This is a genomic window from Mitsuaria sp. CC2 (genome assembly GCF_048957715.1).
Taxonomy (GTDB): domain Bacteria; phylum Pseudomonadota; class Gammaproteobacteria; order Burkholderiales; family Burkholderiaceae_C; genus Roseateles.
Window position 1 is genome coordinate 229,723 of sequence record NZ_JARVXN010000027.1, and the last position, 24,652, is coordinate 254,374.

The 24,652-nt window shown below is 67.2% G+C and carries 25 protein-coding genes; 16 read left to right on the forward strand and 9 right to left on the reverse strand.

All coding sequences use genetic code 11. From position 1 onward, the window contains the following. Window positions 1-3: 3 nt before the first annotated feature. Window positions 4-489 (reverse strand): peptide chain release factor family protein, encoded by a 486-nt coding sequence (locus tag PV762_RS18730; protein WP_421036511.1) that lies wholly within the window; start codon window positions 487-489, stop codon window positions 4-6. Window positions 490-623: 134 nt separating this feature from the next. Here PV762_RS18730 and PV762_RS18735 point away from each other — a divergent pair, with 134 nt between their 5' ends. Then, window positions 624-1,115 (forward strand): hypothetical protein, encoded by a 492-nt coding sequence (locus PV762_RS18735; protein WP_421036512.1) that lies wholly within the window; start codon window positions 624-626, stop codon window positions 1,113-1,115. 437 nt (window positions 1,116-1,552) lie between these two features. On the opposite strand, the gene PV762_RS18740 is transcribed toward PV762_RS18735, so the two are convergent. After that, window positions 1,553-1,999: a type II toxin-antitoxin system RelE/ParE family toxin gene (locus tag PV762_RS18740; protein ID WP_421036513.1), complete on the reverse strand. Its 447-nt coding sequence runs from the start codon at window positions 1,997-1,999 to the stop codon at window positions 1,553-1,555. Window positions 2,000-2,304: 305 nt separating this feature from the next. Between PV762_RS18740 and PV762_RS18745 the strand changes: the two genes are divergently transcribed. Continuing rightward, on the forward strand, window positions 2,305-2,832 hold the full coding sequence (locus tag PV762_RS18745) for a hypothetical protein (protein WP_421036514.1): 528 nt from the start codon (window positions 2,305-2,307) through the stop codon (window positions 2,830-2,832). A 121-nt stretch (window positions 2,833-2,953) separates the two neighbouring features. Here the strand turns inward: PV762_RS18745 and PV762_RS18750 are convergent, their stop codons facing one another. From PV762_RS18750 to pmbA, 3 genes are all read right to left on the reverse strand, one after another. Next, a complete protein-coding gene (locus PV762_RS18750; RefSeq protein WP_421036515.1) occupies window positions 2,954-3,340 on the reverse strand; it encodes a hypothetical protein in 387 nt (128 codons plus the stop codon). 150 nt (window positions 3,341-3,490) lie between these two features. After that, entirely contained in the window at window positions 3,491-4,573 is a 1,083-nt protein-coding gene (locus tag PV762_RS18755; protein WP_421036516.1) for a TRAP transporter substrate-binding protein, read from the reverse strand. A 107-nt stretch (window positions 4,574-4,680) separates the two neighbouring features. After that, window positions 4,681-6,048 (reverse strand): metalloprotease PmbA, encoded by a 1,368-nt coding sequence (gene pmbA, locus PV762_RS18760; RefSeq protein ID WP_421036517.1) that lies wholly within the window; start codon window positions 6,046-6,048, stop codon window positions 4,681-4,683. 121 nt (window positions 6,049-6,169) lie between these two features. On the opposite strand from pmbA, the gene yjgA reads away from it, so the two are divergent. The 3 genes from yjgA to PV762_RS18775 are packed head-to-tail and all read left to right on the forward strand — an operon-like array spanning window position 6,170 to window position 7,958. Further along, on the forward strand, window positions 6,170-6,778 hold the full coding sequence (gene yjgA / locus PV762_RS18765) for a ribosome biogenesis factor YjgA (protein WP_421036518.1): 609 nt from the start codon (window positions 6,170-6,172) through the stop codon (window positions 6,776-6,778). Then, window positions 6,771-7,400, forward strand: coding sequence for a molybdopterin adenylyltransferase (gene mog, locus PV762_RS18770; protein WP_421036519.1), 630 nt, complete (start codon window positions 6,771-6,773; stop codon window positions 7,398-7,400). The genes yjgA and mog overlap by 8 nt, the downstream gene beginning before the upstream one ends. Before the next feature lie 54 nt (window positions 7,401-7,454). After that, window positions 7,455-7,958 carry an FKBP-type peptidyl-prolyl cis-trans isomerase gene (locus tag PV762_RS18775; RefSeq protein WP_421036520.1) on the forward strand — a complete coding sequence of 168 codons (504 nt, stop codon included), beginning with the start codon at window positions 7,455-7,457 and terminating at the stop codon, window positions 7,956-7,958. Window positions 7,959-8,076: 118 nt separating this feature from the next. Here PV762_RS18775 and cysE read toward each other — a convergent pair whose 3' ends face one another. Continuing rightward, window positions 8,077-8,844 carry a serine O-acetyltransferase gene (cysE, locus tag PV762_RS18780; RefSeq protein ID WP_421036521.1) on the reverse strand — a complete coding sequence of 256 codons (768 nt, stop codon included), beginning with the start codon at window positions 8,842-8,844 and terminating at the stop codon, window positions 8,077-8,079. 133 nt (window positions 8,845-8,977) lie between these two features. Continuing rightward, window positions 8,978-9,790, reverse strand: coding sequence for an RNA methyltransferase (locus tag PV762_RS18785; RefSeq protein ID WP_421036522.1), 813 nt, complete (start codon window positions 9,788-9,790; stop codon window positions 8,978-8,980). Between the two features lie 146 nt (window positions 9,791-9,936). Between PV762_RS18785 and PV762_RS18790 the strand changes: the two genes are divergently transcribed. The 10 genes from PV762_RS18790 (at window position 9,937) to PV762_RS18835 (ending at window position 22,035) form a co-directional block, all read left to right on the forward strand. Then, the gene (locus PV762_RS18790) at window positions 9,937-10,914 is read left to right on the forward strand and encodes an inositol monophosphatase family protein (protein WP_421036523.1); all 978 of its coding nucleotides are present in this window, start codon (window positions 9,937-9,939) and stop codon (window positions 10,912-10,914) included. Between the two features lie 381 nt (window positions 10,915-11,295). Continuing rightward, on the forward strand, window positions 11,296-13,896 hold the full coding sequence (gene mutS, locus PV762_RS18795) for a DNA mismatch repair protein MutS (RefSeq protein WP_421036524.1): 2,601 nt from the start codon (window positions 11,296-11,298) through the stop codon (window positions 13,894-13,896). Between the two features lie 32 nt (window positions 13,897-13,928). Further along, window positions 13,929-14,804 carry an alpha/beta fold hydrolase gene (locus tag PV762_RS18800; protein WP_421036525.1) on the forward strand — a complete coding sequence of 292 codons (876 nt, stop codon included), beginning with the start codon at window positions 13,929-13,931 and terminating at the stop codon, window positions 14,802-14,804. 61 nt (window positions 14,805-14,865) lie between these two features. Further along, a complete protein-coding gene (locus tag PV762_RS18805; RefSeq protein WP_421036526.1) occupies window positions 14,866-16,542 on the forward strand; it encodes a CTP synthase in 1,677 nt (558 codons plus the stop codon). Window positions 16,543-16,593: 51 nt separating this feature from the next. After that, a complete protein-coding gene (locus tag PV762_RS18810) occupies window positions 16,594-16,881 on the forward strand; it encodes a DUF1330 domain-containing protein (protein ID WP_421036527.1) in 288 nt (95 codons plus the stop codon). A gap of 174 nt (window positions 16,882-17,055) precedes the next feature. Next, window positions 17,056-18,342: a phosphopyruvate hydratase gene (gene eno / locus PV762_RS18815; RefSeq protein ID WP_297529437.1), complete on the forward strand. Its 1,287-nt coding sequence runs from the start codon at window positions 17,056-17,058 to the stop codon at window positions 18,340-18,342. A 124-nt stretch (window positions 18,343-18,466) separates the two neighbouring features. Continuing rightward, a complete protein-coding gene (ftsB, locus tag PV762_RS18820; protein ID WP_088405488.1) occupies window positions 18,467-18,736 on the forward strand; it encodes a cell division protein FtsB in 270 nt (89 codons plus the stop codon). Between the two features lie 28 nt (window positions 18,737-18,764). Beyond that, window positions 18,765-19,397 (forward strand): nicotinamide riboside transporter PnuC, encoded by a 633-nt coding sequence (pnuC, locus tag PV762_RS18825; protein ID WP_421036528.1) that lies wholly within the window; start codon window positions 18,765-18,767, stop codon window positions 19,395-19,397. A gap of 51 nt (window positions 19,398-19,448) precedes the next feature. Further along, window positions 19,449-20,141, forward strand: a complete 693-nt coding sequence (locus PV762_RS18830; RefSeq protein ID WP_421036529.1) for an AAA family ATPase — start codon at window positions 19,449-19,451, stop codon at window positions 20,139-20,141. Window positions 20,142-20,256: 115 nt separating this feature from the next. Then, window positions 20,257-22,035 carry a bifunctional metallophosphatase/5'-nucleotidase gene (locus tag PV762_RS18835; RefSeq protein WP_421036530.1) on the forward strand — a complete coding sequence of 593 codons (1,779 nt, stop codon included), beginning with the start codon at window positions 20,257-20,259 and terminating at the stop codon, window positions 22,033-22,035. Between the two features lie 146 nt (window positions 22,036-22,181). Here the strand turns inward: PV762_RS18835 and PV762_RS18840 are convergent, their stop codons facing one another. Both PV762_RS18840 and PV762_RS18845 read right to left on the reverse strand, forming a co-directional pair. Next, window positions 22,182-23,171: an Hsp33 family molecular chaperone HslO gene (locus tag PV762_RS18840; protein ID WP_421036531.1), complete on the reverse strand. Its 990-nt coding sequence runs from the start codon at window positions 23,169-23,171 to the stop codon at window positions 22,182-22,184. Between the two features lie 20 nt (window positions 23,172-23,191). Continuing rightward, a complete protein-coding gene (locus PV762_RS18845; protein WP_421036532.1) occupies window positions 23,192-23,752 on the reverse strand; it encodes a gamma carbonic anhydrase family protein in 561 nt (186 codons plus the stop codon). Window positions 23,753-23,790: 38 nt separating this feature from the next. On the opposite strand from PV762_RS18845, the gene PV762_RS18850 reads away from it, so the two are divergent. Next, a complete protein-coding gene (locus tag PV762_RS18850) occupies window positions 23,791-24,615 on the forward strand; it encodes a ferritin-like domain-containing protein (RefSeq protein ID WP_421036533.1) in 825 nt (274 codons plus the stop codon). The last annotated feature ends 37 nt before the right edge of the window (window positions 24,616-24,652 follow it).

Genomic DNA, 24,652 nt, shown 5'->3' on the forward strand with positions numbered 1-24,652 from the left:
TCTTCATCGTGAGGCCAACCAGGACGCCAGTTGTAGCTTGACCAACTCGAGGTTGCGAACTCGACTGCGACCCTGAATCTGAAAGGTCTCGCCCGTCGCGACGTGAGTCAGGTGAACGCAGCTATCGGTGTGACGAATGAACTGGCTGTCGATCGCATCAGGGCGTCGATAGAACTCGATCCGAACCTCACCTGGATCCGGCTCAGGTATGGCCTGCGCAGCGATGGCTTCGCAACAAGTCACCGAAAGGCCGGGAGAGAGGAGCTCATGCCAAACCGCGAGAACGTCCAAAACGATGGCGTGGCTGCCTGGAGATCGGAAGTAGAGCACCAGTTTCTCTAGCCCGGTGGGCATCGCCCAGCGGTCCAGCAGATGATGCACTTCGCGCAGCGGCTCCTTCTCGTCAAATGCGAGTATGAGCAGGTGAGCGCTTTCCTGAGCCCGTGCATCGGATGGATCGCAACGCAATGTGACGAAGGTGCCGGACATGTTCAAGTTCGAGTACGAATCTGATGTTAGCTGGGGCCGTCGGCAACCCACCGAATCTGCTCGGCAGAATCACGTGAATGACCTGGCGCTCTACGAAGACGTTCTCAGTGACTTTCTCAAGAATCCAACGAACCGTGGCAACCTTCCATAAGACGCTTGGCGCCGGAGCGCTGCTCTGCCTGTCGGCGCCCTCATGGGCCACATCCGCCATGGGTACTGCGGAGGTGAAGCTGCTGGATGACGGCCGCCCCTGTTTCGCAGTGCCCGCGAAAGACGCGAAGCGCGATCCTGCTGCTCGCCTGCAGGCGGTCTCGGTCGCCGATGACGCGGAGCAATCCAACCGCAAGATGTGGGCGATGCATTTCCGCACGGTGGGTGGGCTGCCCGTCTCGTCGTTCTCGTGCCTCGCGTACGGCCAGGTGCCGGAAGGCGGCACTTCGGAACCGGTGAGCGAGTTGCGAGACGGCAAGGCTTACTACGTGTCTCTCAACGTGAAGCCCTCGGACCGCTCCGATCCCACGCGAGGCTACTACGCAAAGTTCTGCATCGTTGGCGCAGGTGCTGAACGACGGATCAAGCCCATTCCGGAGAGTTCGCCGAACTGGCAAACGGGGCGATGCGAATGAGCGGTCGCGTGCCAAGTGGCGGAAGGCTTGAATCAGCGCCCAGCCAAGGGTAATCAGCTCCTGGTGCGCGGTACGCCTTCAGCGTTTGACGGTACGCGGTCCGCCAGCGCTCAACGCACGCGCCTTGCGTGGACGTTGAAGTTCGGACGACCGACGCGCTTGCCGCCTGGGTCGATGTCTTGTCTGGACGGCCATGTACTCCGCCCTGTCGATCTGACCCGAGCGGTAGAAGTCCAGGACCGTCTGGAGCAGCATTCGATCAAACGTGGTCAATGACTTGCGCACGGTGATTCAACTCGATGGGCTCGCAGGGTCGCCTTCAGCGTCGAGGTCCAGAGGCAGCCAATGCACGACGCTTGTGCGGTCGAAACGGTTCCGCAGATTCGCGAGGTTGCAACCGAGGTCGATAGCGGGCTTGTACCCCCATGTACTGCGCCTTAGTGACGGCGCCACTCTTGTAGAGGTCGAAGAACGTTCCGCGCATCATCAGCTGAGAAATGTTCAGGGACTTGTGCATCGCAATCCATTTCGAAGAGTTGTCCAGAGTCAACGTGGCACTCGCGTGCCTTTGTATCGAGCGACAAGAAGTGCCGAGCGACCTCTCGGCAATCCTGCTCCGTCTGACGATCCATATTCGCCTGATCGCTCTTGGTGAAACCGTAAACGAAAAACCAATGCCCCGATTGACGAGTGGCCACGATCGTCCGAAAGCCACCACGCTTTCCTTGACCATTTCGAGCAACGCGCTTTTTCACCAGACCGCCTCCGAGCCTGGCATCGATTAGTCCCTGCGCCATCTCTTGCACAGCCCGACACAGATCGGATTCCGCAAGCCCGTACTGATCCATCCAGCGCCTGAACCAACGCACGACATACACCGCCACATCGACCTCCGCGCATCACTGCGATGAAGGTCAGTGCCGGGTCTTGCATGCGAACGATTCGTTCTGAAGACGGCCTACCGATGGGGGTGGCGACGCACGTACGGCGAACGCGTTGAGCGCCTCGACTGGTTCCAGTCTGCGCACCTACTGGAACCAGTAGTGTTTGGCTCGACGAGTACTGATTTAGCGGATCGCGTTTTTTCTGGCGGAGGAAGAGACTACGTCCCAAGGTGCTCGAAAACACTGGCATGAGACGGATCGCCGCTCCGAGATGCGGCTACGTCCCACTCGAAAGGAAAACTTTCATGTCTGCTGAAGTGAGCCCCGAGCACATCGCCACCACCGGCCATCTGCTGTCCCGCGAGATCGCCTGGCGCGCCATTGAGAAGGCGTGCGAGCTGCCGCCGTCGGATCCTCCGGGCGACGGTATCCGCGTCGCGCCGTTCTGGCCCGCGCGCACGCCGATCCTCGATCGCCGCCCGCTGGAGAACGAGTTCGACGTGATCCTCGAACTCATCTCGGACCACGCGTCGGTCGACGGTCCGCACGAGGTGCAACGCCCCGACCGCGTCGGCGCCCGCTGCTTCCTCGCGAACCGCCGCATGACGACGCGCTCCGCGCTGATCAGCCTGCGCGAGCGCCTGATCCAGATGTCGGCGATCAACAAGGCGACGCAGGTTCCGCTCGGCGCCGCGAACTCCGAAGCCGGTCACCTCAACGCGATGACCGCGGACATGGTCCACGAGATGTCGACGCTCCTGACCGTCCTGGAAGTGGCCATCCATGAGGAGCACTTCTTCCAGATCCTCACCATGGAAGGACCCGAGCACTGAGAACGAACCCCGGCCGCCGCTCGACCGCGTTTGAGATCGCAGATTGCGATCTCAAACATCGGTGGCCGGAATCGACGGAACGATGGACTGCGCGTCAAAGTGCGCGATGCGCCGTCTGAACTCAGAACGTGGATCGCGGGCGCACCAGGCTCGGCACGGCGAGCAGGACGATCAACACCGCCTCGAAGAGATCGAAGGCGTAGGGGCCATCCGAAGCGTAGAGCTCCATGACATGGCGCCAGCCGAAGAAGACGATGCTCAGCGCATAGAGCACCAGTAGCAGCACCGCGCCGACGCGGCGCACCCGTTGCGGCACGAGCCGCATGACGAGCAGCCCCGCCAGCACGCCTGCGGGCACGAGCGCCCAGAACGGCGGCGACGCGTAGGTGAACGCGTAGGCGAAGAGGCGGAAGCAGATGACGGCGATGACGGTCAGCGTCAGCAGCGCCGTGAGCAGCACGCGAAGGGCCTTGAGGAGCGCTTCGAGCGACTGCGTTTCCTGATTCATGAACTCATCCTGATGCCGATTGATCCAGGACCGATTGTGCCGTCACGGCCCCTACCCTAGTCCCAGGGCCACACCACAAGCGGAACGGGCCGCGCCCCTGTCGAAGCGCGGCCCGCGGTCAGCGGAAGTCGCCGTGGAGGTCGGTCCGGATCAGAACCGCTGCGACTGCATGTAGTCGTCGAAGCCCGCTTCCGCGAAGCGGAACCACAGGTTCTGGTCACGCCGGAAGTTGGCGTAATCCTCGTAGACCTTCTTCCAGTTCGGGTTCTTCGCCGACAGCTCCGCGTACAGCGCCATCGACTCCTTGAACGCCAGGTCCATCGTGTCCTTGGGGAAGCGCATCAGCTTGGTCTTGGCCGCCACCAGCTGCTTGAGCGCCTGCGGGTTCAGCACGTCGTACTTGGCCTGCATGTCCACGTGCACGTACGCGGACGCCGCCTCGACGATCGCCTTGTATTCGGGCGACAGCGCTTCATACGCCTTGGTGTTGATGAAGAAGTCGACCTGCGGGCCGCCCTCCCACCAGCCGGGGTAGTAGTAGAACGGCGCGACCTTGTTGAAGCCCAGCTTCAGGTCGTCGTACGGCCCGACCCACTCCGCCGCGTCGATCGTGCCCTTCTCCAGCGCCGAATACAGCTCGCCGCCCGGCAGGTTCTGCGGCACGCCGCCCATGCGTTCGATCACCCGGCCGGCGAAGCCGCCGATGCGGAACTTCAATCCCTTGAAGTCCGCCGCCGATTTGATCTCCTTGCGGTACCAGCCCGCCATCTGCGCGCCGGTATTGCCGCCGGGGAAATTGATGATGTTGTAGTTCCGGTAGAACTCGCGCATCAGCTTCAGACCGTTGCCGTGGTAGGTCCACGCCGTCATCTGCCGCGAGTTCAGACCGAACGGGATCGACGCGCCGATCGCGAAGGTCTCGTCCTTGCCGAAGAAGTAGTACGGCACCGTGTGCGCGATCTCGACCGTCGCGTTCTGCACGCCGTCGACCACGCCGAAGGCCGGCATCAGCTCGCCGCCCGCATGCACGCTGATCTGGAACTTGCCACCGCTGAGTTCGCTGACCTTCTTGGCGAAGACCTCGCCGCCGCCGTAGATCGTGTCGAGCTGCTTGGGGAAGCTCGACGCCATCCGCCACCGGAGGTTGGCCTGCGCATGCACGATGGCCGGTGCCGCACCCGCGGCCAGCACGCCGGCCAGGCCGGCATTCTTGACGAACGAACGACGCTCCATGAAGTCTCCTTTTTCGTTGGTATGGGCGCCCCGTCACGGGCGCCTCTGAGCGAAAAGAGGATTAACTACTGGAGGGCTGGCGTCAACCTGACAAGCCCGGGGAGGACTCAGGCCCCGGCGAGCTTCATGTTCTCCAGCAGGATCGAGCCTACCGTCTTGCTGCCCAGCGTGTACGTGTCGGCGCCGATGCCCACGATCTGCTTGAACATCTCCTTGACGTTGCCCGCGATCGTGATCTCGTTGACCGGGAAGGCGATGACGCCGTTCTCGACCCAGTAGCCGCTCGCGCCGCGCGAGTAGTCGCCCGTCACGTAGTTGACGCCCTGCCCCATCAGCTCGGTGACGAACAGGCCGGTGCCGAGGCGGCGCAGCATGGTCGGCAGGTCGTCGCCCGGCGCCGTCGCCCTGCTGCGCATCGTCAGGTTGTGAGAGCCGCCCGCGTGGCCTGTCGTGCGCAGGCCCAACTTGCGCGCCGAGTAGGTCGACAGGAAGTAGCCCTTGAGCACGCCCGCGTCGACCACGGTGCGCGCCTTCGTCACCACGCCTTCGTCGTCGAAGGGCGAGCTGCCCTTGCCCTTGACGATGTGCGGATCCTCGACGACCTCGACGTGCGGCGACAGGATCTGCTGGTCCAGGCTGTCCAGCAGGAAGGTGGCGCGGCGATACAGCGCGCCGCCGCTGGTGGCCTGCACCAGCGCGCCGAGCAGGCCGGCCGCGACGGGCGCCTCGAACAGCACGGGCACGCTGGCCGTCTTGACCTTGCGGCCCTTCAGCCGCGCCAGTGCGCGCTCGGCGGCGTAGCGGCCGATCGTTTCAGCGGAGGACAGGTCGGCCGCGTCGCGCATCGAGCTGTACCAGGCGTCGCGCTCCATGCCGGCGCCGCGGCCGGCGATGGGCGCGACCGACAGCGAATGCCGCGAGCTGGCATACCCGCCCCGGAAGCCGCGCGAATTGCCCGAATAGAAGTGCGACTGCTGCGCCGAGACCGCCGCGCCTTCCGAGTTGGTGATGCGCGCGTCCGTCTTCAGCGCCGCCTCTTCGCAGCGCAGCGCCAGTTCGGCGGCCTGCTCCGCAGTGACCGACCACGGATGGAACAGGTCCAGCGACGGCCGTGCCGCCTCGTCCAGCGACAGGTCCTGCTCATCGGGCAGACCGGCGAACTCGTCCTCGGCCGTGAAGCGCGCGATGTCGTAGGCGGCGCGCACCGTGTCCTTCAGCGCCTGCGGCGAGAAGTCCGAGGTGCTCGCGTTGCCTCTGCGCTGGCCCAGGTAGACCGAGATGCCCAGCGACTTGTCGCGGTTGCGCTCGACGTTCTCGAGCTGGCCGCGACGCACCGACACGGACATGCCGCTGCCCTCGGACACTTCCGCGCCGGCGTCGCTGGCGCCCTGGCGTTTGGCCTCGGCCAGGACGTCCTCGATCAACTGGCGGAAGTGGTCCTGGCTGTAGGCGAATCCTTGCTCGGCTTGACTCATGAATGCGGTCTCTTTGAAAGCAGCGCGGCCTGGGGGAATCCGAGGCCGCGGCGGGGTGGCGACTATCATACGGGCGCTGTGCCCCGCCCTTCCGGTCGGGGCTTCTCGCTTTCCCCCGCTCATGACCCCCGACCACGACCACGACGACGACCGCGCGGACTTCGACGACTTCGAAGACGACCGCCCCAGCAAAAGCCAGCTCAAGCGCGACATGGACGCGTTGCAGGCGCTGGGCGAGGAACTGCTGACGCTGCCCGAGAAGCGCGTGGCCGCGCTCGACCTGCCCGAGTCGCTGCTCGACGCCATCAAGGAAGGTCGCCGCATCGTCGCCGGCACCGCCCGCAGCGGCAAGAAGCGCCATCTGCAGCTGATCGGCAAGCTGATGCGCCAGGTCGATCCCGAACCGATCCGCCAGGCCGTCGCCGAGTTCAAGCTCGGCCGCGCGCAGGACTCGCTGGAGCTGCACCAGGCCGAACGCTGGCGCGTGCGCCTGGTCGAGGAGGACAGCGCGCTGCAGGGCTTCATCGACGCCTTCGATGAGGTCGACACGCAGCAGCTGCGCAGCCTGATCCGCGCCGCCCGCAAGGACCGCGCCCAGGCGCCCGAGCAACGCAACGGCCGCGCCTGGCGCGAGCTGTTCCAGTTCGTGAAGGGCCATGTGCTCGCCGGCAAGGACAACGCCTCGGCGAACGGGGACGCGGAGGCCTCCGACGAGGACGACGATGAGTGAGCCGCCGGTCCCGTCGGTCCCATCGGACAACGGCGCGGCGCTGCCGCCGCCTGAGGCCGTCCGCATCGGCATCGTGTCGATCAGCGATCGCGCCTCCAGCGGCGTCTACGAGGACAAGGGCCTGCCCGCGCTGCAGGACTGGCTGCGCTCCGCGTTGATCAACCCGATCGAGTTCCAGCCGCGCCTGATTCCCGACGAACGCGCGCTCATCGCGCAGACCTTGCGTGAGCTCGTCGACGAAGCGGGCTGCGACCTCGTGCTGACCACCGGCGGCACCGGCCCCGCGATCCGCGACGTCACGCCCGAGGCGACGATGGACGTCGCCGACCGCGTGATGCCGGGCTTCGGCGAGCAGATGCGGCAGATCTCGCTGCGCTTCGTGCCGACCGCGATCCTGTCGCGACAGGTCGCGGTGATCCGCGGCCAGGCGTTGATCATCAACCTGCCGGGCCAGCCCAAGGCGATCGCCGAGACACTGGCCGGGCACGAGGCCGCCAGCGGCATCTTCGCCGCCGTGCCGTACTGCATCGACCTGATCGGCGGCCCCTATCTCGAAACACGCGACGCGGTCTGCGCCGCGTTCCGTCCCAAGACCGCCCAACGGCCCAAGCGCCCGGGCTGAACCCCCTGCGGCCCCCACGAGCCCTCCCCACAGACGCAACCCAAAGCAACACCCATGAAGATCACCAAGGACACCATCGCCACCGTCGAACTGAAGGTCGCGAACAAGCTCGGCCAAGTCATCGAGAAGACCGACGAGCCGATGGCGCTGCTGATCGGCGGCTACGGCAATACGCTGCCGGTCGTCGAAGCCGCGCTGGAAGGTCAGGAGAAGGGCTTCGCCACCACGATCGAGCTGACGCCCGAGACCGGCTTCGGCGAGCGTGACGAGAGCCTGCTGATCACGATCCCGAAGAAGGACTTCCCCCCCGGCGTGAAGGTCGGCGGCCAGATCCAGATCCGCCAGGCCAAGGAGGGCGAGGAAGAACCGGCAGCCGACGACGGGTTCCACGTCTTCACCGTCGTGAAGGTCAAGGGCGACACCGTGCACCTGGACGGCAACCACCCGCTGGCCGGCCAGCACCTGAAGGTCAGCGTCAAGGTCACCGACGTCCGCGCCGCATCCCAGGAAGAGATCGAACACGGCCACGCGCACGGCGACCACGGTCACCATCACTGATTCGTCCCTGGTCGACGCCCTCGTCTTCCCCCCGCTCCCGCACTGCGGGAGAGGGGTGGGGTGAGGGTCGTTGAGGAGAGGGAGTCGCGCGAGAGCGACGCGTCAGGGGATCAGCGACTCACTTCACCAGCCGTGACAGCTCGGCCGCATCGAAGTGCTCGCCCTGCTGCGCGCCTTGCGGCACGCAGTCCTTGCGCTCTTCCTCGGACAGCTTCGCGATCGCCTGCCACAGCAGCGCGATCTGGTGCTCCTGGGTCGCGGCGTTGTCGATCAGGCCTTTCATGGCCAGCGCCACCGGGTCGTCGCCCTGCGTGACGCCATAGGCCGAGAAGCCCATCCGCGCCGCCGCCTCCTCGCGTCTGGCATCGAGCTTGGCCTCGATCACGCGCGCCGGATTGCCGACGGCCGTCGCACCGGGCGGCACCGGCTTGGTCACCACCGCGCCGGAGCCGACGCGCGCGCCCTCCCCGACCGTGAAGCCGCCGAGGATGCAGGCATTGGCGCCGACGATGACGCCGCGCTCCAGCGTCGGGTGCCGCTTGGCGCCCTTCACCAGCGAGGTGCCGCCCAGGGTCACGCCTTGATAGATCGTGACCTCGTCGCCGATCTCGGTCATCTCGCCGATGACGATGCCCATGCCGTGATCGATGAACACGCGCCGGCCGATGGTCGCGCCGGGATGGATCTCGATGCCGGTCAGGAAGCGGCCGATGTGGGACGTGAAACGCCCCAGCCAGCGGAATCCACGCAGCCAGAACCAGTGCGCGCAGCGATGCACCACCAGCGCGTGCAGACCCGGATAACAGGTCAGCACCTCCCAGGCCGAGCGGGCGGCAGGGTCGCGTTCGAGGATGCAGGCGATGTCTTCGCGAAGACGCTGGAACATGGTGGGAGGACCCGATGGCAGCCCGCGAAGGGCTGGAGCTGAGGGTCGGCCAGTTTAGCGGCGGGTCCCGACCTTGCCGGGCGCAGGCTTACTGCCCTGCCGCGTGCGCGCCACGCCCTGGACCACGCCTGGGCTACTCGTCTCCCCCAAGTGCGGGGGGCGTCCCGGCGGCGGGTTGGGTCTTCTCGATCGCACGGGCGATGCCGCGCAGGATGTGGATCTCTTCCTTCGTCAGCCCCGCGCGATTGAAGAGCTGGTTCAGGCGCGGCATCAGCTTCTTGGGCGAAGCCGGGTCGAGGTAGCCGAGGTGGACGAGGCTGCTTTCCAGATGCGTCAGCAGCCCCTGCACGGCCTGCGCGTCCGCGAGGTGCGGATCGGCCGTGCGCGGCGCCACGGCGAAACCGCCCAGCGCCTGCCGCCAGTCGTAGGAGATCAGCTGGACCGCCTGCGCGAGGTTCAAGGAGCCGTACGTCGGATGCGTCGGGATCGACAGCACCGCATGCGCGCGGTACACGTCCTCGTTGCTCATGCCGTAGCGCTCGGACCCGAAAAGGAACGCCACCTGATGGGCGCCCTCCCCCGAGGGAGGTGTCGCCGCGAGTTCGCCGAACAGCGCGCGAGGCTCGCGCGTCGGCGGGCCGAAATCCCTCGGCGTCATCGCCGTGGCGCAGACGAAGGTGCAACCGTCGAGCGCGTCCTCGACGCGGTCGACGATGCGCGCGCGGGCCAGGATGTCGGCCGCCCCGCTGGCCATCGCGACGGTCTCCTCCTGGCTCAGCACGTCGGCGAAGCGCGGCCGCACCAGCACCAGGTCGCGGAAGCCCATCACCTTCATCGCCCGCGCGGCCGCGCCGACGTTGCCGGGGTGGCTGGTCTCGATCAGCACGAAACGTGTCGGATCCGACGTCGGAGGGCGGGCGGTCGTGCCGGAGTCAGCCGGGGGCATAGGGGAAACCACGAGTCTGTGTCAAAATGGTCGATTATCCGCGCCGGACCCACCTCGTTCCGATTCCATCCGAACCGCAGGTCGCCAGGTCCGACGCCCGCTCTTTCCTTTCGCCAGTCCACTTCCCAGCACAGGAACCGTCCCGCATGACGCAAGCCGCTCACCATCCCATGCTCAACGTCGCCATCAAGGCGGCGCGTACCGCCGGCGCGATCATCAACCGCGCGTCGATGGACCTGGACATCCTGAAGATCAACACCAAGTCGCCCAACGACTTCGTGACCGAAGTGGACCAGGCCGCCGAGCAGGCGATCATCGAGACGCTGCTGCAGGCCTACCCCGACCACGGCATCCTGGCCGAAGAATCCGGTCGCGAATTCGGCGCGAAGCACTCCGAGTACCAGTGGATCATCGACCCGCTGGACGGCACGACCAACTTCATCCACGGCCTGCCGTTCTACTGCGTGTCGATCGCGCTGGCGCACCGCAACATCGTGCAGCAGGCCGTCGTCTACGACCCGACCCGCAACGACCTTTTCTACGCGACCAAGGGCCGCGGCGCCTACCTGAACGACAAGCGCATCCGCGTGAGCAAGCGCACCCGCATGAGCGACGCGCTGATCGGCACGGGTTTCCCGTTCCGCCGCGGCGACAACTTCAAGCGCTACCTGAAGATGTTCGAGGACGTCATGACCCAGGTCGCCGGCGTGCGCCGCCCGGGCGCGGCCGCGCTGGACCTGTGCTATGTGGCCGCGGGCCACTATGACGGCTTCTTCGAGACCGGCTTGAACCCGTGGGACGTGGCCGCAGGCTCGCTGATCATCCAGGAAGCGGGCGGCCTGGTGGGCAACTTCACCGGCGAGCCGGACTTCCTGCACCAGCGCGAGATCGTGGCCGGCACGCCGCGCATCTACGGCCCGCTGGTCCAGATCCTGGCGCCCTACACCCGCGTGATCACGCAGGACGCGCTGGACGCGGATGCAGAGGCGGCGGCCGGCGGAGATGCGACCGACAAGCCCGCCCCCAAGAAGAAGGCCGCGACCACCACCGAAGGGGGAACCGACGCGCCGAAGAAACGCGCGCCGGTGCGCATCAAGAAGACCGACGGCAGCGCAGAAGCCTGATTCCATCGGCACTTCCGGCGATCGACGGCGCCGTCGACGCCATTCCACGAAGCCCTCCCCTTGGAGGGCTTTGTCGTTTTTGGCGCGAACGGTTGAAGCGCCGGCGGATGGCGCAGGCCTAGCATGGCTGCAAGCATTTCGCAGAACGGAGCCCGCATGAACAAGCGTCAACCCCTCAGGCCTGCCGCACGGGCGCGTCCACGGCATCCTGGTCGACGAGGTGTTCTACATCGTCCGGCTGGATCCCGAACATCGCCTCTGCCAATGAGCCCGGAGCGACCGATCATGAACAACGGCCATGCCCTACACTCGTTCTCCAATCAGCCACCCCAGCGCCCTCAGCCCGAGGGCGTTGTCCATTTCCCGTCCGCACCGCTCCCGATGACCAGCGCCGTCCCTGCCGATTTCAGCCATCACACGCCCATGATGCAGCAGTACTTCGGCCTGAAAGCCGAGCATCCGGACACGCTGCTCTTCTACCGGATGGGGGACTTCTACGAGGTCTTCTTCGACGACGCCCGCAAGGCCAACGCGCTGCTGGATGTCACGCTCACCACCCGCGGCCAGAGCGGCGGCGAACCGGTGGTCATGGCCGGCGTGCCGGTGCACTCGCTGGAGTCCTACCTCGCCAAGCTGATCAAGCTCGGCGAGTCCGTCGCCATCGCCGAGCAGACCGGCGAGGTCGGCGTCGGCAAGGGTCCCGTCGAGCGCAAGGTGCAGCGCCTCGCCACGCCCGGCACCGTCATCGACCAGGAGCTGCTCGCCGACAAGCAGGACGCCATCCTTCTGTCCATCGCGACCCAGGGCAAGACCCTGGGCCTGGCCTGGCTCTCGATGACGCAAGGGCAGATCGGTCTGGCGCAATGCAGCGAACGCGACCTGCCGTCGTGGATCGCCCGCCTCTCGCCGGCCGAGGTCCTGGTCGACCGTGAGAAGCACCCGCAGGCCGTGCTGGCCGCCAAGCTGCCGATCACCAACCGCCAGAGCTGGCAGTTCGACGCGCGGCTGGGCAGCCGCAAGCTCTGCGAACAGCTCGGCGTGATCAATCTGCAGGGCCTGAATGCCCACGACCTGCCCGTCGCCCATGCGGCCGCCTCCTGCCTGCTGTCCTATGCCGAAAGCACGCAGGGCACACGCGCGCTGAGCCATGTGAAGAGCCTGCGCGTGGTGCGCGCGTCCGACCTGCTGGACCTGCCGCCCGCCACCCAGCGCAACCTGGAGTTGACGCAGACGCTGCGCGGCGAAACCTCGCCCACGCTGCTGTCGCTGCTGGACACGTGCCGCACCGGGATGGGCAGCCGCTCGCTGCGCCACTGGCTGCTGCATCCCGAGCGCGACCGCGCCGCCGCGCGCGAGCGCCAGGACGCCATCGCCGAGCTGATCAGCACCGGCTCCGAGCCGCTGCGCGAGGCTTTCCGCCAGGTCTCGGACGTCGAACGCATCACTGCGCGCATCGCGCTGCGCCAGGTGAAGCCGCGCGAACTCTCCGGTCTGCGCGCGACGCTGCTGATCCTGCCCGAACTGGCCCAGACCGTGCCCGGCGGCTCGGTCCTGCTGGAGCAACTCTCCGAAGGCCTGCGCGCCTCGCCGCACATCGCCGAGCTGCTGACCCGCTCGATCGCCGAGGAGCCGCAGGCGCTGATCCGGGATGGCGGGGTGATCGCCAAGGGCTTCGACGAGGAGCTCGACGACCTGCGCGCCGTGCAGACCGACTGCGACAAGTTCCTGCTGGAGATGGAAGTCCGCGAACGCGCGCGCACCGGCATCAACAACCTGCGCGTCAAGTTCAACAAGGTGCACGGCTTCCACATCGAGGTCACCAACAGCGGCCTCGGCAAGATCCCCGCCGACTACACGCGCCGTCAGACGCTGACGAACGCCGAACGGTTCATCACACCCGAACTCAAGGCCTTCGAGGACAAGTCGCTGTCCGCGAACGAACGCGCGCTGGCCCGCGAGAAGATGCTCTTCGAACTGGTCATCGACCAGCTCACCGAGGAACTGCCGGCGCTGAGCCGCCTGGCGCGCTCGCTCGCGTCCCTGGACGTGCTGGCCGCGCTGGCGGAGCGCGCGGCCACGCTCAACTGGTGCCGCCCCGAATTCGTCCCGCATCCCTGCATCGACATCCAGGGCGGCCGCCACCCCGTGGTCGAGGCGCGCCTGCGCGAGACCGGCGCCGGCGAGTTCATGGCCAACGACTGCCGGCTCGACGCCCGCACCAAGCTGATGGTGATCACCGGCCCCAACATGGGCGGCAAGAGCACCTTCATGCGGCAGGTCGCCTTGATCGCGCTGCTGGCGGCGATCGGCGCCTACGTGCCGGCGACCGCCTGCCGGCTCGGGCCGATCGACGCGATCCACACGCGCATCGGCGCGGCGGACGACCTCGCGAACGCCCAGTCGACCTTCATGCTGGAGATGACCGAGGGCGCCGCCATCCTGCACAGCGCCACCGAGCAGTCGCTGGTGCTGATGGACGAGATCGGTCGAGGCACCTCGACCTTCGACGGCCTGGCGCTGGCCGGCGCGATCGCCACCCATCTGCACGACAAGTGCCGCGCGTTCACGCTGTTCGCGACACATTACTTCGAGCTGACCGAGTTCCCGACCAAGCACCCGCAGGCGGTCAACATGCATGTGTCGGCAGTCGAGAAAGGCGAGGACATCGTCTTCCTGCACGAGATCCAGCCCGGTCCCGCGAGCCGCAGCTACGGCGTGCAGGTCGCGCGGTTGGCCGGCATGCCGGGCCCGGTGGTGCGACAGGCCCGCGCGGCGCTGGAGGCGCTCGAAGCCCGCGCCACGGAAGGCGAGACGCAGATCGACCTGTTCGCCGCACCGCCGGAACCCGCGCCGGGCGCGGCGGTCGAGGAACCGTCCGAACTGCTGGACGCGTTGCGCGACCTGGATCCCGATGCGCTGAGCCCGCGCGAAGCCCACGCGGCGCTCTACCAGCTCAAGCTGCTGGCCGCCGGCCGCGCCTGAGTCGCCACCGAGCCCTTCGCCCGAGCCCGCCCATGGACACCGCCCAGACCCTCGTCTTCTCGCATGCCAACGGGTTCCCGGCGGGCTGCTACCGGGTGCTGTTCGAGCGCTGGCGCGACGCGGGGTGGACGGTGCACGCGCTGCCGCGCATCGGCCACGATCCGCGTTATCCGGTGACCAGCAACTGGCCGCATCTGCGCGACGAGCTGCTGCACTTCATCCAGGACGAGGTCCGTCCGACCGGACCGGTGATGCTGGCCGGGCACTCGCTGGGCGGGCTGCTGTCGCTGCTGGTGGCGTGCCGCAAGCCGGGGCTGGCGCGAGGGCTGGTGATGCTGGACTCGCCGGTGATCGACGGCTGGCGCGCGCACAGTGTCCGGGTGGTCAAGTCGACCGGCCTGATGAAGCGCATCTCCCCAGGCAAGATCTCGCATCAGCGGCGCTACGAATGGCCCAGCCTCGACGAGGCGCACGCGCACTTCGCCGCCAAGCACAAGTTCGCGCGCTGGGATCCCCGCGTGCTGAAGGACTACATCGCCAGCGGCTTCGATGCGCACGAGGACGGCCAGGTCCGCCTGGGCTTCCAGCGAGAGATCGAGACCCGCATCTACAACACGTTGCCGCACAACCTGCCGCGCATCCTGAAGGGTCATGCGCCGCGTTGCCCGGTGGCCTTCATCGCGGGCACGCAGTCGGAGGAACTCCGGCATGCCAACGCGGCCGGTTCCAAGGCGCTCGCCAAGGACCTGTTCCGCTGGTTCGAAGGCACCCACCTCTACCCCTTCGAAAGACCCGACGACACGGCGTCGCTCGTCCTCGAACTGATGGGCGAGATCGATGCCCGAGTCGAGGCCCGAATCGGGGCCCCGATCGAGGCCCCGATCGAGGCCAAAACGGCATCGCTATAATCTCCTTTTACCACCACGGCGTTTTCGGGATTCCGGTCGGAAATCCCGGCGCTGCAAGACAATGACCAAGTACGTCTTCGTCACCGGCGGTGTCGTGTCCTCTCTCGGCAAGGGCATCGCATCAGCCTCCCTGGCGGCCCTCCTCGAGTCCCGCGGCCTCAACGTCACCCTGATCAAGCTGGATCCCTACATCAACGTGGATCCGGGGACGATGTCGCCGTTCCAGCACGGTGAAGTGTTCGTGACCGACGACGGCGCGGAGACCGACCTGGACCTGGGTCACTATGAGCGCTTCATCACCACGCGGATGAAGAAGAGCAACAACTTCACCACCGGACAGATCTACATGTCGGTGCTGGAGAAGGAACGTCGCGGCGACTACCTCGGCAAGACCGTCCAGGTGATCCCGCACATCACCAACGAGATGCAGGACTTCATCCGTCGCGGCGCCGGTCACGGCACGCCGGACGCGGTGGACGTGGCGATCGTCGAGATCGGCGGCACGGTCGGCGACATCGAGTCGCTGCCCTTTCTCGAAGCCGCGCGCCAGATGAGCCTGAAGATGGGTCCCACGAACGTCGCATTCGTGCACCTGACCTACGTGCCCTGGATCGCCGCCGCCGGCGAGCTCAAGACCAAGCCCACCCAGCACACGGTGCAGAAGCTGCGCGAGATCGGCATCCAGCCCGACGCGCTGCTGTGCCGCGCCGACCGCCGCGTGCCGGACGACGAGCGCGAGAAGATCTCGCTGTTCACCAACGTGCCCGAGTACGGCGTGATTTCCATGTGGGACGTGAACACCATCTACAAGGTGCCGCGCGTGCTGCATGAACAGGGCCTGGACCAGCTGATCTGCACCAAGCTCCAGCTCAACACCAAGTCCACCGACCTGAAGCGCTGGGACACGCTGGTCAACGAGGTCGAGAACCCCAAGACCGAAGTCACCATCGCCATGTGCGGCAAGTACACCGACCTGTCGGACAGCTACAAGTCGCTGAACGAGGCGCTGCGCCACGCCGGCATCCACAACCACGCCCGCGTCAACATCGAGTATGTGGACTCAGAGACGCTGGACGCGGAACACTCGAAGCAGCTGGACAAGTACGACGCGATCCTGGTGCCGGGCGGCTTCGGCAAGCGCGGCGTCGAGGGCAAGATCCTCGCCGCCCAGTACGCCCGCGAACACAAGACGCCTTACCTGGGCATCTGCCTGGGCATGCAGGTCGCGACCATCGAATACGCGCGCCACAAGGCGCATCTGGACGGCGCGAACTCGACCGAGTTCGAACCCGACGCGCCGCACAAGGTGATCGCGCTGATCGACGAATGGCAGGACGCGGACGGCTCCATCCAGAAGCGCACGGCCCAGTCCGACCTCGGCGGCACGATGCGCCTGGGGGCGCAGAGTTCCGACGTGAAGCCGGGCACGCTGGCCTACGAGATCTACGGCCCGGTCGTGAACGAGCGTCACCGCCACCGCTACGAAGCCAACGAGGCCTACCTGGACCAGCTGCAGGACGCCGGCCTGGTGATCTCGGCGATCACGCAGCGCGAGAAGTTGACCGAGATCGTCGAGCTGCCGCGCAACGTGCACCCCTGGTACATGGGCGTGCAGTTCCACCCGGAGTTCAAGTCGACCCCGTGGGACGGCCACCCATTGTTCATCGCGTTCATCAAGGCCGCGCTGGAACACAAGGCCAAGGCCGGCCACGAGGTCAGCGCGCCCGCGGCGGCCTGAGCCCTCGGGATCCGGGACGACTTCAGACACCAACGATCAGAGACACCGCCCATGCCCGCCTTCATCATTGCCGACGTGACCGTGACCGACGCCGACCAGATGGCGAAGTACCGCGAATGGAGCACGAAGGCGATGCAGGAGCATGGCGCGGAAGTGCTGGTCCGCGGCGGCGCGTTCGAGGTGCTGGAAGGCCCCTGGACGCCGAACCGCCTGGTGGTGCTGAAGTTCCCCGACCGCGAGGCTGCGAAGCGTTTCTACGCTTCCGAGACTTACCAGCACGCCAAGTCGTTGCGCGAGCACGCCGGCGTCATGCGCATGATCGTGGTCGACGGCGTCTGATCCCCCGCCATGCCCGACACGAGCCATCGCGCCGCCAGCCTGTCCAGACGGACGGCGAGCGGCCCGGTGGCTTTTTTTCGTCCCCCATTCAGGCCGCAGGTTGTTCAGCACAGGTAACCCGTTGCTGGCACCATGCGCGCCGACCGAGTTTTTTCACTTCTGGAGACTGTTCCCATGAGCGCCATTGTTGACATCGTCGGCCGAGAGATCCTCGACAGCCGCGGCAACCCCACCGTGGAATGCGACGTGCTGCTGGAGTCCGGCGTGATGGGCCGCGCCGCCGTGCCGTCGGGCGCGTCGACCGGCTCGCGCGAAGCCATCGAACTGCGTGACGGCGACAAGTCGCGCTACCTGGGCAAGGGCGTGCTGAAGGCCGTCGAGCACATCAACACCGAGATCTCGGAAGCCGTGCTGGGCCTGGACGCCTCCGAGCAGGCCTTCCTGGACAAGACCCTGATCGACCTGGACGGCACCGAGAACAAGAGCCGCCTGGGCGCCAACGCGATGCTGGCCGTGTCGATGGCCGTGGCGCGCGCCGCCGCGGAAGAGTCGGGCCTGCCGCTGTACCGCTACTTCGGCGGCATGAGCGGCAACCAGTTGCCGGTGCCGATGATGAACGTCATCAACGGCGGGGCGCACGCCAACAACTCGATCGATCTGCAGGAACTGATGATCATCCCCGTGGGCGCGCCGTCGTTCCGCGAGGCGCTGCGCTGGGGCGCGGAAGTCTTCCATGCGCTGAAGAAGATCATCGACGCCAAGGGCATGTCGACGGCGGTCGGCGACGAAGGCGGCTTCGCCCCGAACGTCGAGAACCATGAAGCCGCGATCCAGATGATCCTGGAAGCGATCGACAAGGCCGGCTACACCGCAGGCGAGCAGATCGCCCTGGGCCTGGACTGCGCCGCCAGCGAGTTCTACAAGGACGGCAAGTACGTGCTGGAAGGCGAAGGCGGCATCCAGCTGTCGGCCGAACAGTGGACCGACATGCTGGCCACCTGGGTCGACAAGTACCCCATCATCTCGATCGAGGACGGCATGGCCGAAGGCGACTGGGACGGCTGGAAGCACATCACCGAGAAGCTGGGCGACAAGGTGCAGCTGGTGGGCGACGACCTGTTCGTCACCAACACCAAGATCCTGAAGGAAGGCATCGACAAGGGCATCGCCAACTCGATCCTGATCAAGATCAACCAGATCGGCACGCTGACCGAGACCTTCGCCGCCATCGAGATGGCCAAGCGCGCCGGCTACACGGCCGTGATCTCGCACCGTTCGGGCGAGACCGAGGACTCGACCATCTCCGACATCGCCGTCGGGCTGAACGCCGGCCAGATCAAGACGGGTTCGCTGTCGCGCTCGGACCGCATGGCCAAGTACAACCAGCTGCTGCGCATCGAGGAAGACCTGGGCGACGTGGCGGTGTACCCCGGTCGCGCGGCGTTCTACAACCTGCGCTGATCGCCGGCGGCGCTCCTCTGCCCTGGCAGAGGGCGTCGACGACAGGGGCGGCGCGGGCGCTCCCCGCGTTCGAAGGGCAGGCCTGCGGGCCTGCCCTTTTTCGTTGCAGCTAAACTCGCGGCCTGTGAAAGCCCTGGCCATCGTCCTCACCGCGTTCCTTGTCGCCATCCAGGCCCAGCTCTGGTTCGGCAAGGGCGGCCTGGCCCGCGGCGTGCAGCTGCGCGCCGAGCTGCGCGAGCAGGCCGACGCCAACGAGAAGGCCCGCGCGCGCAACACGCAGCTGCAGGCCGAACTGCTGGACCTGCGAGAAGGCCTCGAGATGGTCGAGGAAAAGGCCCGCATGGAACTGGGCATGGTCAAGCCGGACGAGGTCTTCGTCCCGCTGCGCCGCTGAACTTCCACATTCCCGCATGCTGTCGCCGATGGATGCTCTGTTCGCCTGGGCGCTCTCGCCCGCTTTCCATGCCCTCGGCAGCCCGATCAGCTGGCTGGAGCTCGTCGCGTTCGCGCTGGCGATCTGGATGGTCGTTTGCAACATGCGCGTGCAGGTGATGGCATGGCCGCTGGCACTGACCAGTTCGCTGCTCTATTTCCTGCTGTTCTGGAGCGGCAAGCTCTACGGCGAGGCCACGTTGCAGCTGCTGTTCGCCGCGCTGGCGCTGTGGGGCTGGTGGCAGTGGATGCGCGGGCGCACCGCGGACGGCGACGCGCTGCATGTGCGCACGCTCGGCCCCAAGGGCCGTCTCACCGCCGTGCTGTTCACGCTCGCGGCCTGGCCGCTGCTGGGACTGTTCCTGCAGCACCGCACCGATTCCCCCCTCCCCTATTGGGATGCCCTCCCGACGGTGGCCAGCATCACCGGACAGTGGCTGCTCGGCCGCAAGTACCAGGAGAACTGGCCCGTCTGGGTGATGGTCAACCTGGTCAGCATCGGGCTGTTCGCGCTCAAGGGCTACTGGCTGACGGTCGTGTTGTACGCGGTGTTCGTGCCGATGTCCGTGGCGGGCTGGCGCGCCTGGCAGCGACAGCTGCGGCCCGCGGCGATCGCCGCTTGAACGGCGACGCCTGACCCCGTCGACCCGAAGCGTCCACGCCGGCTGTCCTCCATGACCTTGCACATCGCCCTCGTCGGCGCCGAGAGCACCGGCAAGAGCCGGCTCGGGGTCTCGCTGCTCACGCACCTGAGCACCCAAACGCGGCTGCGCTGCGCGCTGGTCGGCGAATACCTGCGCGAGTGGTGCGAGCGCGAACAGCGCACGCCGCGCCCCGACGAGCAGCGCGCGATCGCCGAGGAGCAATGGCGCCGGGGCGAAGCCGCCGCGTTGGATCACGACCTCGTCCTGCACGACACGACGCCGTTGATGACCGCCGTCTACAGCGAGCTGCTCTTCGACGACGTCAGCCTCTACCCGTTCGCGCTGCAGGTCCAGGCCCACATGGACGCCACGCTGCTGATGGCGCTGGACCTGCCCTGGGTCGGCGACATCATGCGCGACGGCCCGCATGCGCAACAGCCCACCGATCGCCTGCTGCGCCGCGCACTGCGCGACGCGGGCCTGGGCTACAGCCTGGTCTCGGGCAGCGGCGCGGAGCGGCTGCAGCAGGCGCTCAATGCGCTCGGTCCGCTGCTGAGGCCGCATCTCGGCCGCGAGGACGGTCTCTTCGGCCGCCTGCTGCAGCGCGAGGAAAGCCTGGGCGGCGACGGCCGCTGGTTGGGCTGCGAACTCTGCGACGACCCGGCGTGCGAGCACGCCAGCCGCACTGCCGGCCGCGCGACGGAACGCCAGCCGCGCGGCTGAACGCAGCGCTCACGGCGCCGCCACACAGCCGAGGCACAATCCGCCGCTTCGCCATCGCAAACATTTGCGGACAGTGCGTTGTCGCGTTTGATGGCGTTCCTGGAGCCTCCCCCCGATGAACCGTCCTTCCGTCCGCCGCCCGATCGGCGCCCTCGCCATGCTGCTCAGCGCGGCGCTGCTCGCCGCCTGCGGATCGCTGAGCTCTTCCGGACCGCAGGCCCCGCTGCCGCCCGCGCTGGATGCGACCGCCGCCAGGACGGCCCAGCCCGCAAAACCCATGACAGGCTCGGTCGCCGTCAAGGTGCTGGCGATCAACGATTTCCACGGCAACCTGCTCCCGCCTGCCGGCGGCATCAAGCTGCCGGACCCGCAAAATCCCGACAAGACGATCACGCTGGCCGCCGGCGGCGCCGAGCGCATGGCCACGGTGGTGGCGCAGATCAAGGCGAAAAACCCCAACCACGTGTTCGTGGCCGCAGGCGACCTGGTGGGCGCGAGCCCGTTGCTGTCGGCGCTGTTCCACGACGAGTCGACCATCGAGTCGCTCGGCCTGATGGGACTGGACCTCTCCTCTGTCGGCAATCACGAGTTCGACCAGGGCATCGACGAGCTGCTGCGCAAGCAGCGCGGCGGTTGCCACCCGAAGGACGGCTGCAAAGGCCCGACCGAATTCAAGGGCGCGAAGTACCAGTACCTGGCCGCCAGCACCATCGACGAGAAGACCGGCCAGTCGGTGCTGCCGGCCTACGCGATCAAGCGCTTCGACGGCGTGCCGGTGGGCTTCATCGGCCTGTCCCTGAAGGGCACGCCGGAGCTGGTCAGCCCGACCGGCATCCGCGGCCTGCGTTTCGACGACGAAGCCGAGACGATCAACCGCCTGGTGCCCGAACTGGACCGCCAGGGCGTGCACGCCTTCGTCGTGCTGATCCACGAAGGCGGCTACCCGACCGGCGGCATCAACGACTGCCCGGAGATCTCGGGCCCGATCGTCGACATCGTCAAGAAGCTGGACAAGCGCGTCGGCCTGATCGTCTCGGGTCACACGCACCGCGCCTACAACTGTCGCATCGACGGCCGCCTCGTCACCAGCGGCGACAAGTACGGCACCCTGGTCACCGAAATCGACCTGACCCTGGACCGCACCACCGGCACGATGACCGAGGTCCGCGCCAACAACGTCGTGGTGCGCCCGGAGACCGCCAAGGACCCGCGCCAGACGCTGCTCATCAGCAGCTACCAGCATGTGGCGCAGCCGCTGATCGAACGGAAGGTCGGTTTCCTGGCGCAGGCGCTGAGCAAGGAAGGCAACGACAGGAATGACGGCGGCGGCACGACAATGGGCCAGCTCGTGGCCGACGCGATGCTGGCCGCAACGCGCGCGCCGGAGAACGGCGGCGCGCAGGTCGCGTTCCAGAACATCGGCGGCGTGCGCACCGGGCTGATCCACCGCGCGGACGACACGGTCACCTACGGCGACCTGTTCGCGGCGCTGCCGTTCTCGAACGCACTGGTGGTGGTCGAGCTGTCAGGCGCGCAGCTGCAGGCCGTGCTGGAAGAACAATGGTGGGCCAACGACCCGAAGAAATTCCTGCCGCTGCAGACCTCGCACGGCTTCAACTACCGCTGGGACAACCGCCGTCCGTTCGGCTCGCACGTGGTGCCCGGGAGCATGACGCTGAACGGCCGGGCAATCACGCCGGACCAGAAGATCCGCGTCGCCATCAACAACTTCCTGCAGGTCGGCGGCGACAGCTTCAAGACCTTCACGACCGCGCGACTGGTGCAGACCGGACCGATGGATGTGGACGCGCTGGAGGCCTACTTTAAGGCCCATGGGACCCAGCGCGTGAAGGCCACGGCGCTGGATCGGGTCGTGCGCGTGGATACGCCCTGACCGCATTCGAAGAACGACTCCGGAAAGCCAGGCGCGGGCTCTCCGCGACGCAGGGGGCATCGCGTCCGCGAACCCCCAGCATCACTCCGGCCCCACCAGCGCTCGTTGACCCCGGTTCTTGGCGAGGCGATCGGTGAGGCGTCTGGTTACTGGACGTTCTTCGAGCCCGGGGCCTGGTACTGGGGGTCGGTGAAGAGTTCGCCAACATCCACCGGGTCGAAGACGTAGTGGTTGCCGCAGAACTCGCAGCCAATCTCGACGCCGCCCAGCTCGGCCAGGATCTCGTCAACTTCCTGTCTGCCCAGGCCCAGCAGCATGCGGCCGACGCGCTCGCGTGAGCAGGTGCAGGCAAAACGCGGGTACTGCGGATCGAAACGGCGGACGTTCTCTTCCCAGAAGAGGCGGCGCAGGATGGTGTCGCTGTCCAGCGTCAGCAGCTCTTCCGCGGTCAAGGTCGCGGCCAGCATGCTGATGCGGTTGTAGGCTTCCTCCATCTCCTCGCGCGCGACGCCCGAGCTGGCGCCCGGCTCGAGGTTGCCCTCGCCTTCGATCGGCAGGCGCTGGATCAGCAGGCCGGCAGCGAGCTGGTCGTTGGCGGCCAGCACCAGCGTGGTCTCCAATTGCTCGGACTGCCGCATGTAGTGCTGCAGCACATCGCTGAGCTTCTCCAGCGGCTGCCCCTGCGGACCGCTCAGCGGTACGACGCCCTGATACGGCTGCTGGCCCGGGAGACGGTCCTTGGGATCGAGCGTGATCGCGACTCGGCCCTGGCCGTGCACGTTGAGCATCTGCTGCAGGGTCGCGCCGTCGACCACCGTCTCGCGCGTCTTGGCGGTGGAGCGGAAGCTCGCATCCGGCTGCACCTCGACGACCGCCAGCTTCAGCGGTCCATCACCCATCACCTGGAAGATCAGCGCGCCGTTGAACTTGATGTTGGCCTGCATGAGGACGCCGGCCGCAGTAATCTGGCCGAGCAGGTCGCGCACGGCCGGGGCCAGCGGCTCCTTGCGGCGGCCCAGCAGTTCCTTCCAGCTGTCGTCGAGCCGGACCAGCATGCCGCGCACGGGCAGGCCTTCGAAGAGGAATTTGTGGAGCTCGCTCGGAGCGGGCTTGATCGTCGTGACGGGCGTGGCCATGGGGTTCCTTTGAATTCGAGTTATCTGGGGGCGGATTGAGGATCGTCAATGCGCGGGCTGTCGATGCGGACGAGTTCCTCGGCGTAGCGCTGGCCGTTCCTGACGTAATGGGCGGCGCTCATCGCCAGGCCCTGGATCTGCTGCGGCGTGAGCTCGCGCACGACCCGCGCGGGCGAGCCGACGATGAGACTGCCGTCGGGGAATTCCTTGCCTTCGGTGACCAGCGCGCCGGCGCCGACCAGGCAGTTGGCGCCGATGCGCGCGCCGTTGAGCACGACCGCGCCGATGCCGATCAGCGCGTTGTCGCCGACACTGCAGCCGTGCAGCATGACCTGGTGGCCGACGGTGACGTTGCGGCCGAGGACCAGCGGCATGCCGGCATCGGCGTGCAGGACGCTGCCGTCCTGGATGTTGCTGCCGGCGCCAATGGTGAGGTGCTCGCTGTCGCCGCGCAGGACGGCGTTGAACCAGACGCTGACGTCGTCGCCGAGCGTGACGCGGCCGACGACCTGCGCGCTGTCGGCGACCCAGACGCCGGTGCCGAGTTCCGGCGTGTGTTCGCCGAGGCGGTAGACGGCCATGCGCTGCTCCAGCTTTTCCAAAAGGGATAATTCTACGAATGGAACTTCGAACCCGCGCGCTGCAGGTGCTTCTGATCGCGGATCCGCTGGCCAAGGCGCTGGCGGCCCGGGCGCTGTACGCGGTCGCCACCGGCGCCGACGCCGCGCCGGCCTCGGAAGCAGCGATCGACGCGGTCACGCTCGACACCGCCGCCCGCCTCGCGCCCGACACCGAGCCGCCCGGCCGCCCCGAGCGACCGCGCCTGCTCGCGGCCGTGAAGGTGGCCTCCCGCTCGCCCTTCACGCCGGAAGGCCGAGCGGCGCTGATCCATGCGATCGCGCACATCGAGTTCAACGCGATCAACCTGGCGCTGGACGCGGTCTGGCGCTTCCCCGGCATGCCGCGCGCCTACTACCTCGACTGGCTGCAGGTCGCGTCCGAGGAGGCGCTGCACTTCACGCTGCTGGACGAGCATCTGCGCGGCCTCGGCAAGTCCTACGGCGACTTCGACGCGCACGACGGGCTGTGGACGATGGCGATGCGCACGGCGGGCGATGTGCTCGCGCGCATGGCGCTGGTGCCGCGCACGCTGGAAGCGCGCGGGCTGGACGCGACACCGCCGCTCCAGGCGAAGTTGGCGAAGGCCGGCGACATCCGCGCGGTGGAGATCCTCGACGTGATCCTGCGCGACGAGGTCGGCCACGTCCGCATCGGCAACCACTGGTACCGCCACCTGTGCCGCGAGCGCGGGCTGGATCCGCTGACGCTGTATCCCGAGCTCGTCGAACGCTACGAGGCGCCGCGGCTGCGCCCGCCGTTCAACGTCGAGGCGCGCAGCGCCGCCGGCTTCAGCGACGAAGAGATCGCCTACCTGAGCAGTTGACGGCCGCGCTGCCTGCAAACTTCGGCGAAAGCTGCTG